General features: G+C 41.7%; 9 protein-coding genes (1 of these 9 cut by a window edge). 4 read left to right on the forward strand and 5 right to left on the reverse strand.

All coding sequences use genetic code 11. The features are described from left to right. Positions 1-813: the 5' portion of a phosphoribulokinase gene (locus AACU33_RS18400; protein WP_096590038.1), read on the reverse strand. It extends 192 nt beyond the left edge of the window; the window shows 813 of its 1005 coding nt (coding positions 1-813); it begins with the start codon at positions 811-813; the stop codon falls past the left edge of the window. A gap of 1089 nt (positions 814-1902) precedes the next feature. On the opposite strand from AACU33_RS18400, the gene petH reads away from it, so the two are divergent. Both petH and AACU33_RS18410 read left to right on the forward strand, forming a co-directional pair. Continuing rightward, on the forward strand, positions 1903-3198 hold the full coding sequence (gene petH / locus AACU33_RS18405; protein WP_096590039.1) for a ferredoxin--NADP reductase: 1296 nt from the start codon (positions 1903-1905) through the stop codon (positions 3196-3198). A gap of 284 nt (positions 3199-3482) precedes the next feature. Beyond that, positions 3483-4781: a homoserine dehydrogenase gene (locus AACU33_RS18410; RefSeq protein ID WP_096590040.1), complete on the forward strand. Its 1299-nt coding sequence runs from the start codon at positions 3483-3485 to the stop codon at positions 4779-4781. 163 nt (positions 4782-4944) lie between these two features. On the opposite strand, the gene AACU33_RS18415 is transcribed toward AACU33_RS18410, so the two are convergent. Beyond that, positions 4945-6501, reverse strand: a complete 1557-nt coding sequence (locus AACU33_RS18415; protein WP_339376121.1) for a hypothetical protein — start codon at positions 6499-6501, stop codon at positions 4945-4947. Between the two features lie 418 nt (positions 6502-6919). On the opposite strand from AACU33_RS18415, the gene AACU33_RS18420 reads away from it, so the two are divergent. Both AACU33_RS18420 and mtnA read left to right on the forward strand, forming a co-directional pair. Next, positions 6920-7645 (forward strand): SIR2 family NAD-dependent protein deacylase, encoded by a 726-nt coding sequence (locus tag AACU33_RS18420; RefSeq protein ID WP_096590042.1) that lies wholly within the window; start codon positions 6920-6922, stop codon positions 7643-7645. Positions 7646-7713: 68 nt separating this feature from the next. Further along, positions 7714-8775, forward strand: coding sequence for an S-methyl-5-thioribose-1-phosphate isomerase (mtnA, locus tag AACU33_RS18425; protein WP_096590043.1), 1062 nt, complete (start codon positions 7714-7716; stop codon positions 8773-8775). Positions 8776-8880: 105 nt separating this feature from the next. Here mtnA and AACU33_RS18430 read toward each other — a convergent pair whose 3' ends face one another. The 3 genes from AACU33_RS18430 to ctaD form a co-directional block, all read right to left on the reverse strand. Then, entirely contained in the window at positions 8881-9531 is a 651-nt protein-coding gene (locus AACU33_RS18430; protein WP_096590044.1) for a hypothetical protein, read from the reverse strand. 486 nt (positions 9532-10017) lie between these two features. After that, the gene (locus AACU33_RS18435; RefSeq protein ID WP_096590045.1) at positions 10018-10629 is read right to left on the reverse strand and encodes a cytochrome c oxidase subunit 3; all 612 of its coding nucleotides are present in this window, start codon (positions 10627-10629) and stop codon (positions 10018-10020) included. A 173-nt stretch (positions 10630-10802) separates the two neighbouring features. Then, positions 10803-12458: a cytochrome c oxidase subunit I gene (ctaD, locus tag AACU33_RS18440; RefSeq protein WP_096590046.1), complete on the reverse strand. Its 1656-nt coding sequence runs from the start codon at positions 12456-12458 to the stop codon at positions 10803-10805.

Genomic DNA, 12458 nt, shown 5'->3' on the forward strand with positions numbered 1-12458 from the left:
AATAACTTCTTCTAAGTTGTCAAATTGACCGTCTACCTCTAAGACGGATACGTAACGACCGTAGTAAACATCTGAACCATAGTACAGCTGCATACCAGGGTAGGAACAAGTAAGCTTACGTCCACAAGGTGTCCAATGAATGGTTGACCCTTCATCAAAGAGATAGGTTGGCTCAAAGCCTTCTTTACCTTCGCGCTGGAGCATCCGTACCCGTAGGACTTTGCGCTCTGTGTCGTTTTTAATTAAGTTGGTGGGCAATACTTGCAGAACCACATCAGCAAATTCTCTTTGTGGCTCAATAAACTTTTCAAAATCAGGCTTACGGGAATTGATTTGAGCTAAGACATCTTCATAGCGATGTCCCCTTTCAGCCATATCTCGCTGGATTTTCCAAGCAATTTTTACTTCGTCGCTAATATCAAAATAAACACTGAAGTCAATTAGCGATCGCACCCGTTCATCGTATAAAGGATGCAGTCCTTCAACCACTATGATATGATTTGGCTCGATCCGTTCTGGCGGATCGATCATGCCGGTTTCGTGGTTGTAAATCGGTTTGTCAACTGCTTGACCATTTTTGAGCGCTTTAATTTGCTCATACATCAGGTCAAAATTGTTTGCCCTAGGATCGAGTGCTGTGATCCCGGTTTCTTTGCGCTGTTTGCGATCTAGAGAATGATAGTCATCTAAACAGATGACTGTCATTAAGTCCTCACCAAACAAATCAATCAAACGACGCAAAAATGTAGATTTACCGCACCCAGAGTCTCCAGCTACTCCAATTAGTACCACGCGTTCCGGCTTACTCGTCATAAATCTCCTCTAGATACTAAAAGATGTGTCAATCAAAATTTTTCACACAGCAGATTTTGAAGCCAAGAGTTTACCCATTGGTTTTTCCGGCGTTCTTATTACCCACAGCGCCATAAAGAAGTTCAGACGGGTTACAACAAGTAATAGTTGTTACTCGCCTGCCTAGCCTGAGTTTGTTGCTGGTAAGTATTTAATCCTAGTGGTATATTTGATTTTAACAGAAGGGGTTATTCTATACAAGTTTACTGTCAGAAAGAATTAGCGTGGTTCATCGATCGTGTTGATGATTTAGTTGCTAATTTGAAAAGAGATCTCTTCAATACCCACAAGCAGTCTGGTAACTCCTGTGAAGTGTTTGTAACCCTATTATTCAAGTTTATAATGTTTGGTTTTCTCTGTCCGCAAATTTTTTGCAATTTTGGAATTTTAATTTGCGATCGGGTAATACTCCAGAAATTCATCAGCCAAAATCTATCTAAAGAATGAGTGCCCAAGTTAGAAAAAAAATCTTGGTTGTAGCTTTATGAACATACTCAATTACACTGGAGACCTTGGGAAATTGAATTGTTAGAGGTTGACAGATCGATCGCATCAAGTAAAACTGATTATAATTGCTTATATCTAGCCACGCTGTAACATTCAGTTTTACAGATTCACTCAAGCTAGTCATGTAATTAGTCATGATTAGGTTATGGTTGCATATTTGTTTCAACTGTACAGAGGGGCATATCGTGTAGTCTACACAAAGCTTCAGTTAATCTCTGACGGGATACCGAGAGTTACTGAAAAGCCTAAACTGTAGTGCTTGCAGTCAGCTTAGGAGTATGTTACTTCACGAAAAAAACATTAAATTGACTCATTATTAACATTCTCCAGACGACTTATCCTCTAACTTAGAAGGTGAACAGGTGTGTTTTTGCGCTGCCTGCATGTCTTTGGTGAGTGTACTTAGCAAGGCGTTAATTGATAATGCCACTTTCCTAGAGCGCCAGTTTTGTGAAGCGAAAATCCGGTACACTAAAGCTGGCTTGTGATAGGAAAAGTTTTTTTTTGAAAAACGGTTAAGTAAACATCGGAGTGATAGAACGAATGTACAAACAAGGTGCTGTTGAGGGTGCTGCTAACACAGAATCAGGTAGCCGCGTCTTCGTTTACGAAGTGGTGGGTCTGCGTCAGAACGAAGAAACTGATCAAACGAACTACCAAATTCGTAACAGTGGCAGTGTATTCATCAGAGTGCCTTACAACCGCATGAATCAAGAAATGCGACGTATCACTCGCCTAGGCGGCAAAATTGTTAGTATTTATCCCGCCAGTGCGTTACAGCAATTCAATGGCACAGCCTCATTAGGGATTGCTAACAGTGAGGGGAATGGTCAAGCCACACCTGTGAATGCGACAACTGAAGTTACATCACCAGCTGAAGAACAGCTCAAGAAGAAGGATCAAAAAGGCAACACCATGACTCAAGCAAAAGCCAAAAAAGACGCCCATGCTGATGTCCCTGTGAACACTTACCGTCCCAATGCACCTTTTATTGGCAAGTGTATATCCAATGACCCCTTAGTAAAAGAAGGTGGGATTGGTATTGTACAGCACATCAAGTTTGACCTTTCTGGTAGTAATTTGAAGTATATAGAAGGTCAAAGTATTGGTATTATCCCCCCTGGAGTAGACAAGAACGGCAAGCCGGAGAAGCTGAGACTGTATTCCATCGCCTCAACTCGTCATGGCGATGATGTCGATGACAAAACAGTATCGCTGTGCGTGCGTCAATTGGAGTACAAGCATCCAGAAACAGGCGAAACAGTCTACGGTGTTTGCTCAACTCACTTGTGTTTCCTCAAACCAGGCGATGAAGTAAAAATTACCGGGCCTGTGGGTAAGGAAATGTTACTACCCAGCGACCCCGAAGCTAACGTCATCATGATGGCAACCGGAACTGGTATTGCGCCCATGCGTGCTTATCTGTGGCGTCAGTTTAAGGATGCAGAAAGAGCAGCCAACCCAGAATACCAGTTTAAGGGATTTTCTTGGTTAATCTTTGGTGTGCCCACAAGTCCCAACATCCTATATAAAGAAGAATTGGAAGAAATGCAGGCGAAATATCCTGATAACTTCCGCCTCACCTACGCCATCAGCCGGGAACAAAAGAATCCTCAAGGTGGCAGAATGTACATCCAAGATCGAGTTGCAGAACACGCAGATGAACTGTGGCAATTGATTAAAAATGAAAAAACCCACACCTACATCTGCGGTTTGCGCGGTATGGAAGATGGTATCGATGCTGCGTTGACGGCTGCTGCTGCTAAAGAAGGCGTAGAGTGGAGTGCTTACCAGAAGGAAATCAAGAAAGCTGGCCGCTGGCACGTAGAAACCTACTAAGTGTCGAGTAGTGAGTTTTAAGTTTTGAGTCTGTAGGGTGGGCAATGCCCCACCCTACAATTGTTTTCAGGTCTACACACTAGACCTCTGGTAAAAATCCGAATTAAGATAAAAAAGAACTACAGATGTAGACACTCAGTGGCTTTCTGTAGGATAAACGCAAAAATACCGATAATTATTATTTGTGATTTAATATCCTAAATATTGATATATACAAAAGGTTTACTGAGTAATAATTTCATACTCAGGACTCAGGACTTAAAACTGAATTTGGTAGAAAAATTGTGGGTGTAAAACTAGGGATATTAGGATTAGGTACTGTTGGCACGGGTACTGTACAGTTGTTACAAGATACCACTGGGCGTCACCCGTTATTGCAGGAAATAGAAATATATCGAGTGGGAGTACGATCGCTTGATAAACCCCGTGAGGTAAAACTACCACACGCAGCGATTACCACAGACTTAGAATCTATAGTTAGCGATCCGGCGGTAGATATAGTTGTCGAAGTCATGGGTGGATTGGAACCAGCGCGATCGCTGATTCTCAAAGCACTACAAAACGGTAAACACGTTGTCACCGCCAATAAAGCTGTCATCGCCCGCTTTGGAGATGAAATCTTTACTACTGCCAATCAAGCTGGAGTATATGTCTTGCTAGAAGCCGCAGTGGGTGGTGGTATTCCTGTAATTCAACCCCTGAAGCAAGCTTTAAGTGTAAACCGCATTCACACCGTTACAGGCATAGTCAACGGTACTACCAACTACATCCTGACACGGATGCAAAAAGAAGGTAGCAATTTTGAGGATGTGTTGGCTGATGCTCAAAGATTGGGCTATGCTGAAGCCGATCCTACCGCTGATGTAGATGGCTTAGACGCAGCAGATAAAATTGCCATCTTGGCCTCATTAGCCTTTGGCGGACGCATTCACCTAGAAGATGTCTATTGTGAGGGAATTCGGCAAGTTAGCAAAACAGATATTGCCTATGCTGAGAAATTGGGATTTGTGATTAAATTGCTAGCGATCGCCAAACTTCATAGTAGCGATTCTGCAAAACTATCTGTCAGAGTTCATCCTACCTTAGTTCCCCAAGCACATCCCTTAGCTAGCATTAACGGCGTGTATAACGCCATTCTTGTGGAAGGAGAACCATTAGGGCAAGTCATGTTTTTTGGACCTGGTGCTGGTGCTGGTGCCACAGCCAGTGCCGTAACATCGGATATTTTAAATCTAGCTGCAACACTGAAAACAGAAACGGTCAACACTGCTAAACCCAATCCTTTATTAACTTGTGGGCATCAAGACTACTGTCAAATTGCGCCTATAGCAGAATTAGTAACTCGTTTTTATACCCGCTTCCTGACTAAAGATAGCCCAGGAGTCATTGGCAAATTAGGTACTTGCTTTGGCAATTACGGCGTTAGCTTAGAGTCAGTTGTCCAAACTGGGTTTCAAGGAGAACTAGCAGAGATTGTGGTTGTCACCCATGATGTGAAAGAAGGTAACTTTCGCCAAGCTTTGGCAGAAATTCAGAACTTGGAAGCGATAGACAGCATTCCTAGCTTATTGCGCGTACTGTGATGAATAATACTATTTGACTTGCCATTTTTTATACTACGCTAAACTTAGTCGCTGATGGGGGTTCCCACGAAGTAGGGATTGGGGAAGAACCCCCAAGTCGCGCTAACTCACTACGAACTCATCAAAGTGAATGAAACAGAGCAGTAATTAATTACATTTCTGCCTAATAAGGTGATTGTAATGGAGGAGCATTTCTTCTTTCAGGTACGGGATTAGTACCATCCCAAACAGCACGTTGGCCATCAGAGTTAATTAAGGTGATTTTGACTTTTTCTGATGTGAAATTATTAGCAAAATCGTGTATCCATACTAACCATTGGTCTTCTGGAAGTGCGTTCAGCCCATTAAAATTAATTTGCAATTTTTTACAAAACTCTCCAGGATTATCAGGATCGGGGTCTAGTGTAGAGATGTAGTCTTGTTTGACTTCAATTCGCGTATCGGGTTTTTCAGTCTTGTTTTCGTCTAAATACACCATTTGCACTATTACCCCTCCTGCTTGGGACAAATGATCTCCAGAAAGGGTAATTTGCGGATTTGTATTCCAGTCTTCGGGTTCACCCCACAAGACTACTTGGGTGATAACGGGGCCAGCTTTGCGGACAGCTTTACCACCGATGTAGCCACCAGCACTGATTCCCATCAGTACCAAGATTTCAGAAGGGATAGATGGTAAAGAAGATGCTGTTGTATAGGTGACTAACAGAATCACTATAAAAGCAATACCAATAATTAGATTCCAAACTACCTGCTGTACCCGTTCCAAGGCTACTACGCCACCATGCACTACCAAATCAGACCAAGCGGGATTTACGTCTCCAGATCCCTTACTACCACGGAATGTGGAAGTCGCTTGTGCTGTCACCAAAGTTACCAAACTAATCAAAAAAGTATAGGCAAATCCTGATAAGGGAATAAATTCCCAGATCCCTTGAATGACTCCACGGCCGATAAATAGAAATAAATAACCAAAAACAATGATAGTTAGCCACCAGACAAACTGGACGCGTGCCAGACTAAAGGTGTTTGTCTGTCGCTCAAGAATCAACCACTCTAATGAATTGAGGTTTTTTTGATTGCTTTTTTTGAGCGAATTGGCGGGTAAGTTGGCTTTTTTGGACTCTGTAGCTAAAGCGTAGATGATGGCTACAATGACGAGCGTTACAAGAGTAGCGATCGCAAACACAATTAATGTTGTTAAACCACTCACAGGACGCATGACATTAACCTGAAGTTGATCCTCAGTAATTTGGGGGTCAATACTAGTTGCGTTTCCTCCTACTTCGACTCTGACAGGGTGTGTTCCCCTGCTCAACTTTCTGAGTTGATCGTTAGTAAAGGTGGCAAAAATTGCCTTTCCGTCTTCTGCAACTCTCACATTAGGAGTAGTAGCATCATCAGGGGGATTACCGATTTTGACTGCAATTTTATTTTTGGGTGAATTGTCTGGTTTGGGGAAGTTGTCACCCGTAATTACTAAATTGAGCCTTTCTTGGGCGTAACCTTGAATATTTTCTCGTACAAGTGATTGAGGAATGCTGACATACAATTCCTTAGGACTGACGCTTCTAATTGAAGTAACATCAGGTGCGCTCGCCGTATCATTAGTGGCTTGCGAAATATAAGTTGTAGTATCTATTTGAGTAGAGTTGATATTAGTTGGCTGCTCAGAGCTATCATCTTGCCTTGCTTCACCCACGCCTACAGTAGTAAATAACAAGATGCACGCTAGCGCCAAAGATAATAGAGGGTAATAATACCTCTTGCTTATACGTTTCCAGGAAATTTTGAATAAGCGCATAAATGATTCTAAGAGTATCTCTGAGCTACTTACATAGAGATGAGTAAACCTAATGTCTCTTCGCCGTTATCGATATAGCCCTGAGAAAAAAATTTCTAGGACGAAAATACTGTGGGCTTTTCGCTCATTAGGTTTTTAATGCATCTCAGTATTCCTTGTTTATTAAACTGCTCGCAGTGGGCTGAGGCCATAATTTGTAATTTTTATTTAGTATTCAGCAGTCTAATTTAAGAAATTCCCCTGTCGCTTCAGAGTTGTAACCCCGCTTTTAGCGATCGCGATCGCATTGTCGATCTGGGTAATCTAAGTTGCAGTCGTCAAACTCTGTAAATGTCTCATGCCTAAAATTGTTGTATTCAGTGGTGCAGGTCTTTCAGTAGAAAGCGGTATTCCCACTTTTAGAGGTTCGGGAGGCTTATGGGAAGGACACCAAATCGCAGATGTTGCTACCCCTCTCGGTTGGATGCAAAATAAACAGCTAGTGCTGGACTTTTATGCTCAAAGATTTGCCCAGATGCAGCAATGTCAACCTAATGCTGCGCACTTTGCGATTGCGCAACTTGCTGAGAGATTGGATGTCATCTGTATTACTCAAAATATTGATACGCTGCTGGAAAAAGCAGGCGTGAAAGATGTTTGGCATATCCACGGACGTATAGATTACCACAAGTGCGAATGGCACTTCGGAATTCCGCCAATGGATGCTGATTGGCAATGTGATTATCGTGATGCGATTGAGAAACCAATTCAACTTGGCGAACTGTGCCCTAAGTGTGGTAAGCAATTACGTCCTGATGTTGTTTGGTTTGGCGAAGCAGTGGATATGAGAGTTGATGATTTGTATCAAATTGTCTCTCAAGTAGATATTTTTATTGTCATTGGGACATCCGCTACAGTGTATCCAGCTGCCAATTTGTTGAAATTCTTTCAAAATGTACCTGAGAAATACTTTATTGACCCAAATCTCAATTATCCAGCACTGAATGGTTTTACCATCTTTGAGGGTTCAGCCACGCAACATTTACCTAGCCTGGTTGCACAAATAACGGCAAAGTTTTGTTAGTGCTTCAAGCTCCTGAAAGTGAAATAGTATAAGTATTTGATGCCTACTTGCAATATTTCTCACTTTCTATGACATATTCCCCCAACCAAGTTTATCCAGTTATTTGGCACAATGACTCGGTATCGCTAATCGATCAAACTCTCTTACCCAATGAGTATGGGTTTGTGGAGATTCACCGCAGTGAAGATATGGCAAGGGCAATTAAGACGATGATTGTCCGAGGTGCCCCTGCAATTGGTGTCGCAGCAGCATACGGTATGTATCTTGGGGCGAGGGAGATTGAAACTAGCGATCGCAACGAATTTTTACAACACTTAGAGCAAGTTGCCCAAATGTTGCGTTCTACTCGTCCGACGGCGGTCAATTTATTTTGGGCAATTAGCCGGATGATGAAAACTGCCTATGAAACCTTGGGAACAGTAGCAGAACTAAAACAAACTCTTTTTGAAACCGCGCAAGCCATCAATGCTGAAGATTTGCAAACTTGTCAGGCGATCGGTGACAATGGCTTGACTGTATTGCCAAAGAACCCGGAAAAGCTGACAATTCTCACTCATTGCAACGCTGGCGCGCTAGCAACTGCCGGTTATGGGACAGCTTTGGGTGTGGTACGTTCGGCTTGGAGAGAAGGACGTTTAGCGCGTGTGTTTGCCGATGAAACCCGTCCTCGCTTGCAAGGTGCAAAACTCACAGCTTGGGAATGCGTTCAAGAAGGTATTCCTGTGACATTGATTACTGATAATATGGCCGCCCACTGCATGAAGCAAGGATTAATTCATGCTGTTGTGGTTGGTGCGGATAGAATTGCTGCTAACGGTGATACTGCGAATAAAATTGGTACTTATAGTGTAGCGATCGCAGCTAAAGCCCATAATATTCCTTTCTTTGTCGCGGCTCCCTTGTCTACTGTTGATTTTGAATTATCTGACGGTAGCCAAATTCCCATTGAAGAACGCGATCCTACAGAAATTTATCAAGTAGGTAATACGATTCTTACGCCTGAAGGTGTGGAATTTTATAATCCGGCTTTTGATGTTACCCCAGCAAATTTAATTACAGCCATCATTACCGAAAATGGTGCTTTTGCTCCTAGTGAATTAGCCAAATCTCAGGTTAAGCAAGCGGTTTAAATTACTGAATATTTCATCCGATCTACTACATTGGACTTTTGATAAAAAAGCATTGACTGCGAAACATACAAGAACATTATTATTTATTAATTTTGTTTGGAGTTTTCATTGATGCTTAGAGCGCCATGTTTCGAGAAAATCATTAATTTCTTGAGCTAACCATTCCTGCTGGTTTCTAAACAATCCAAAGCCAAATTTATGAGAGTAAATGCCTTGAGTTAGGCATAAATGTGTTTGAAAACCTATGTTTTTTAATGTTTTTAACTCTGCGACTTTAACCGAACGCAAATCTTGGGTTTTACCACTTACATGATAGTTAATTCCTAAAAAATTCCAATTAAGACTAAAACTGTGTTCGTTAATCAATAAATAAACTTTGGAGAATTGCGATATGAAGAAATAATTGGTTTCAAGGGTAAAACGCAATGGAAACAATATAATCAGAATTAATATGAATAAACATGGAATTGATAACTTAAATACTATTAAGTATATCATTAAAGCTACTAAACCTACCATGACAATATTCATGAGAATTAAAGTAGGTATAAATACAATTACTGCGAGTGCTAAACATCCATTTATTAAACGTCCAGCTTTTGTGTCTAATTTATTTATAAACTTGTGTAATGGATATATATAAATTGTTAAAGCGACATCGGTTTTTTTAAGGTAAATTCTATTTCCGGGTGGTTTAGGATAGCGATGGTTCGTAACTGAACTATCGCTATTACTATCGTCATTGTGATTAGCCATTGATTGAATTACCTATTTGATTAAGATTTTCAAAGATAATTAATAAAAATTATAATCATAAAATAACTGCTATTCACACTACCCCTACCAAATAGCTTAAGCTTCAATTAGTACAGGAAAAATAAGGTTTTTTGGCGATTTTCGAGTCAGAGAGTAATATTATTTTTAACCCTTTTGTAGCAAGGTTTTCAGACTTTACGTGGCAGATCATAACAGCTTCACTACTTTTACGACTTAGACAGTGAAATGTAGAAATTCACTAACCTGAAAGCGGCTATGCTCAACAGACAATTTATCTAGGTTTAGTCCCTGAAAGTCTAATTCTTTTTTCTCTCAATTTCTTAGTCTGTTTATTGTACTTTCAGCTAACTCCTTGGTTTTGAATCAACAAGCTTCGTTAAAATGGGGAGTTAATCTTGCCATTGACAACACTAACTCCCCTGTTTGTAGTAAATTCAAACTGGTATAACAGCTACCATAACTCTTCTAAAACAAAGTCAGGATATACAGCAGCGAAAATAGAATAATCCAGATGATGTCTACAAAGTGCCAGTAGATTTCTGCCATTTCAATGCCAGTGTGTTTAGTAGCAGAGTAATGACCGAAACGACGCGATCGCCAAAGTACTCCCAATATTAATAACAACCCAATAAATACGTGTAAACCGTGGAAGCCTGTCATTAAGTAAAAACAGTTGGCAAACACGTTAGTTGTTAACCCATATCCTAAAGTCAGATACTCATATGCTTGACCAGCAAGGAAAATAGCTCCCATTAGGGCAGTGATGCCATACCACAAACGCATTCCAGCGACATTATTTTTCTTAATTGCTGTATCACCTAAATGGATAACAAAACTGCTAGAAACTAGGATGACTGTGTTAATCGTCGGTACGAGTAATTCTACTTCTGTACCTTCGGGCGGCCAAACTGCGGCAGCACCGCGCAAAACGAGGTAACTAGCAAAAAAACCGCCAAACATTAAGGACTCCGAAACCAGAAACGTCAGCAGCCCAAACACCCGCAAGTCTGGATGTTCTTCATGGGAAGCGGCTGAACTTAACGAGATTTCTGGGGCGTTCAAAGTTGAATCCTGCATAAATTCCAATTTCCGTATTTAAATAGGGAACAGTCTTTTGTGTTAATACCAATTAACGAAAACCTTGATATAGATAGATTTCTCGTAGGGGCATGGCATTGCCATGCCCTTACCAACGTATTGTTATCATGATTAACGTGAAATGGTATTACCTATTCCCTGATACTTTTTTGCTAAATAGAAGCAGTTTGAACTGTTTGATTAACTTCCACAGTGCGCCCGTAATCATAGGGGCCGTGAGTCACTACAGGCAGTACTTCCCAATTTTCAATTGCGGGTGGAGAACTGGTTGTCCACTCTAAAGTCAGTGCATCCCAAGGGTTGTCTGCTGCTTTGGGGCCATATAGCCAACTCCAAATGGCGTTGAAGAAGAACGGTAGTACAGATATGCCCAAAACAATTGCACCAATGGTACAAATATGATTGATGCCAGCAAACTGAGGATCGTACATGGCAACTCTACGTGGCATTCCCTGCAATCCTAGTTGGTGCATTGGTAAGAAGGTGAGGTGAGTGCCAACAAAAGTAAGCGCAAAGTGAACTCGTCCCCAAGTTTCATTCATCATTCGTCCGGTAATCTTGGGGAACCAATGATAAATTCCCGCATAGATACCAAATACAGAACCGCCAAATAAAACGTAGTGGAAGTGACCAACTACATAATATGTATCGTGAACGTGAAGGTCAAAAGGTGCTGTACCCAAGGTGACGCCGCCCAGTCCGCCAACGACAAACATTGACAGTAAGCCAATAGCAAATAACATGGCACTGGTGAAGCGGATTTTACCACCCCAAAGTGTCGCCACCCAGCCAAAAATCTTCACGCCAGTGGGAACGGCAACAATCAGTGTGGAGATGGTGAAAAACATCCGCATCCACGGGGGTGTACCACTGGTAAACATGTGGTGTACCCAGACAAATAAACCGATAACGCAGATTGCCAAGCTAGAATAAGCGATCGCTTTATAACCAAATATCGGTTTACGCGCGTGAACGGGAATCACTTCGGACATAATGCCGAAGATGGGCAAAATCATTAAATATACTGCGGGGTGGGAATAAAACCAAAATAAATGCTGATAAAGCACCACATTTCCCCCAGCATCAGGCTTAAAGAAAGAAGTGCCAAAGTTGATATCAAATAATAACAGCACCAATCCCGCTGCTAGCACTGGGGTAGATAGCAGGGCTAAAACTGAAGTTGCTAAAATTGCCCAGCAAAATAATGGCATTTGCGTCCACTGCATACTGGGGACTTTCATTTTCAAGATCGTGACGACAAAGTTTAACGCCCCCAAAATTGAGGAAGTCCCCACCAACACGATCGCTAAAATCCACATTGTCTGGGCAGTATTGGCCGTGATTAAACTCAAGGGTGGGTAAGCAGTCCAGCCGCTTTGCGAACCACCAAAAAAGAAACTGCCTAAAAGTAATGCCCCAGCTGGTGGATTCAACCAAAATGCGATCGCATTTAATTTGGGAAACGCCATGTCTCGCGCCCCAACCATCAACGGCACAAGAAAGTTACCAAATCCGCCAATGGCAGCTGGTACAATCCACATAAAAATCATCAACGTGCCGTGATTGGTCATGAAGGCGTTATACAGATTGGGATCGAGAAAATCTGCATCTGGTGTATTTAATTCGATGCGGATGGCCATCGCCATCAATCCGCCAATCAGATAAAACACAAAGGCTGTCACCAGATATTGAATGCCAATAACTTTGTGATCGATATTAAAGGTGAAATAGTCGTACCATTTCCACCTCTGGTGTAGTTCGTGTTCGGTAACGACTGTGGTGATTTGCGAAGTTTCTAACTGTGTCAT

Origin of the sequence: Calothrix sp. NIES-2098 (assembly GCF_963875125.1) — a bacterium.
Lineage (GTDB): Bacteria > Cyanobacteriota > Cyanobacteriia > Cyanobacteriales > Nostocaceae > Aulosira.